Source organism: Niallia sp. 01092 (genome assembly GCF_052318935.1).
GTDB lineage: Bacteria > Bacillota > Bacilli > Bacillales > Cytobacillaceae > Niallia.
The window spans coordinates 1-2,924 of the sequence record NZ_JBQRKO010000050.1; the positions used below are offsets into that span (position 1 = coordinate 1).

Sequence of the window (2,924 nt, forward strand, 5' to 3'; positions counted from 1 at the left end):
TTTAGTTAAGTCCTCGATCTATTAGTATTTGTCAGCTCCACGTGTCGCCACGCTTCCACCTCAAACCTATCAACCTGATCATCTTTCAGGGATCTTACTAGCTAATGCTATGGGAAATCTCATCTCGAGGGGGGCTTCATGCTTAGATGCTTTCAGCACTTATCCCTTCCGCACATAGCTACCCAGCTATGCCTTTGGCAAGACAACTGGTACACCAGCGGTGCGTCCATCCCGGTCCTCTCGTACTAAGGACAGCTCCTCTCAAATTTCCTACGCCCACGACGGATAGGGACCGAACTGTCTCACGACGTTCTGAACCCAGCTCGCGTACCGCTTTAATGGGCGAACAGCCCAACCCTTGGGACCGACTACAGCCCCAGGATGCGATGAGCCGACATCGAGGTGCCAAACCTCCCCGTCGATGTGGACTCTTGGGGGAGATAAGCCTGTTATCCCCGGGGTAGCTTTTATCCGTTGAGCGATGGCCCTTCCATGCGGAACCACCGGATCACTAAGCCCGACTTTCGTCCCTGCTCGACTTGTAGGTCTCGCAGTCAAGCTCCCTTGTGCCTTTACACTCTACGAATGATTTCCAACCATTCTGAGGGAACCTTTGGGCGCCTCCGTTACTTTTTAGGAGGCGACCGCCCCAGTCAAACTGCCCACCTGACACTGTCTCCCGCCCCGATAAGGGGCGCGGGTTAGAATGTCAATACAGCCAGGGTAGTATCCCACCAATGCCTCCACCGAAGCTAGCGCTCCGGCTTCCAAGGCTCCTACCTATCCTGTACAAGCTGTACCAAAATTCAATATCAGGCTACAGTAAAGCTCCACGGGGTCTTTCCGTCCTGTCGCGGGTAACCTGCATCTTCACAGGTACTATAATTTCACCGAGTCTCTCGTTGAGACAGTGCCCAGATCGTTACACCTTTCGTGCGGGTCGGAACTTACCCGACAAGGAATTTCGCTACCTTAGGACCGTTATAGTTACGGCCGCCGTTTACTGGGGCTTCAATTCAGAGCTTCGCATTGCTGCTAACCCCTCCTCTTAACCTTCCAGCACCGGGCAGGTGTCAGCCCCTATACTTCGCCTTACGGCTTCGCAGAGACCTGTGTTTTTGCTAAACAGTCGCCTGGGCCTATTCACTGCGGCTCTTCTAGGCTATTCACCCAAAAGAGCACCCCTTCTCCCGAAGTTACGGGGTCATTTTGCCGAGTTCCTTAACGAGAGTTCTCTCGCTCACCTTAGGATTCTCTCCTCGCCTACCTGTGTCGGTTTGCGGTACGGGCACCTTGAACCTCGCTAGAGGCTTTTCTTGGCAGTGTGGAATCAGGAACTTCGGTACTATATTTCCCTCGCCGTCACAGCTCCGCCTTATGGCAACGGGATTTGCCTCGTTGCCGGCCTAACTGCTTGGACGTGCTAATCCAACAGCACGCTTACCCTATCCTCCTGCGTCCCCCCATTACTCAAACGGTTCATAAGGTGGTACAGGAATATCAACCTGTTGTCCATCGCCTACGCTCTTCAGCCTCGGCTTAGGTCCCGACTAACCCTGAGTGGACGAGCCTTCCTCAGGAAACCTTAGGCATTCGGTGGATGAGATTCTCACTCATCTTTCGCTACTCATACCGGCATTCTCACTTCTAAGCGCTCCACCAGTCCTTACGGTCTAGCTTCAACGCCCTTAGAACGCTCTCCTACCACTGACATCTACGATGTCAATCCACAGCTTCGGTGATACGTTTAGCCCCGGTACATTTTCGGCGCAGAGTCACTCGACCAGTGAGCTATTACGCACTCTTTAAATGGTGGCTGCTTCTAAGCCAACATCCTGGTTGTCTAAGCAACTCCACATCCTTTTCCACTTAACGTATACTTTGGGACCTTAGCTGGTGGTCTGGGCTGTTTCCCTCTTGACTACGGATCTTATCACTCGCAGTCTGACTCCCAAGCATAAGTATTTGGCATTCGGAGTTTGTCTGAATTCGGTAACCCGATGGGGGCCCCTAGTCCAAACAGTGCTCTACCTCCAATACTCTTTATCTTGAGGCTAGCCCTAAAGCTATTTCGGAGAGAACCAGCTATCTCCAAGTTCGATTGGAATTTCTCCGCTACCCACACCTCATCCCCGCACTTTTCAACGTGCGTGGGTTCGGGCCTCCATCCAGTGTTACCTGGACTTCACCCTGGACATGGGTAGATCACCTGGTTTCGGGTCTACGACCACATACTATTACGCCCTATTCAGACTCGCTTTCGCTGCGGCTCCGTCTCTTCAACTTAACCTCGCATGTAATCGTAACTCGCCGGTTCATTCTACAAAAGGCACGCTATCACCCATAAAAGGGCTCTAACTACTTGTAGGCACACGGTTTCAGGATCTATTTCACTCCCCTTCCGGGGTGCTTTTCACCTTTCCCTCACGGTACTGGTTCACTATCGGTCACTAGGGAGTATTTAGCCTTGGGAGATGGTCCTCCCTGCTTCCGACGGGATTTCACGTGTCCCGCCGTACTCAGGATCCACTCAGGAGGGAACGAAGTTTCAACTACAGGGTTTTTACCTTCTATGACTGGCCTTTCCAGACCTATTCGTCTACCCCGTTCCTTTGTAACTCCATGTAGAGTGTCCTACAACCCCAAGAGGCAAGCCTCTTGGTTTGGGCTAATCCCGTTTCGCTCGCCGCTACTCAGGGAATCGCGTTTGCTTTCTCTTCCTCCGGGTACTTAGATGTTTCAGTTCCCCGGGTCTGCCTTCAGTACCCTATGTATTCAGGTAAAGATTCTATCCCATTACGGATAGAGGGTTCCCCCATTCGGAAATCTCCGGATCAAAGCTTACTTACAGCTCCCCGAAGCATATCGGTGTTAGTCCCGTCCTTCATCGGCTCCTAGTGCCAAGGCATCCACCGTGCGCCCTT

General features: G+C 52.3%; 1 rRNA gene. It reads right to left on the bottom strand.

Annotated features, from left to right (window positions below):
• Position 1: 1 nt before the first annotated feature.
• Positions 2-2,924, bottom strand: a 23S ribosomal RNA gene (locus tag ACTXGU_RS22155); the annotation flags it as partial.